The organism is Borrelia persica No12, assembly GCF_000500045.1.
GTDB classification, from domain to species: domain Bacteria; phylum Spirochaetota; class Spirochaetia; order Borreliales; family Borreliaceae; genus Borrelia; species Borrelia persica.
This window is the reverse complement of the sequence record NZ_AYOT01000123.1, coordinates 1-336: the sequence shown is the minus strand read 5'-3', so window position 1 is coordinate 336 and position 336 is coordinate 1. Positions and strand designations below refer to the sequence as shown.

Genomic DNA, 336 nt, shown 5'->3' with positions numbered 1-336 from the left:
TGTTATGAACGGTTATTATTAGCATCACGTAATATGCATGAACTTTTGCATGAAAAACCATTTAGTAGTATAGAAGAAATTGATTTGTATTTACAAAATATTTGTTTGGGAGATGATAGTAAATTGTTAGAATATTTTAATAAACGAGAAGAATTAAAGAATGTGAATTATTGGAGTGATTTGGTAAAAGAATTTTTTATGAAGGATAAGAATGCGATAACGAAATTTGATCAGCTTGATGCATTCTTAGCCTTAGAAAGTGATAAATATAAAGATAGTCCACTGAGATTATTTGGATGTTTATCTCGAGAAAAAGAATTACAGTTTTTGTTTAAA

General features: G+C 26.8%; 1 pseudogene. It reads left to right on the top strand.

Features of this window, described 5'->3' with window-relative positions:
* Positions 1-33 precede the first annotated feature (33 nt).
* Positions 34-336, top strand: a pseudogene (locus U881_RS12620) (ERF family protein); the annotation flags it as partial.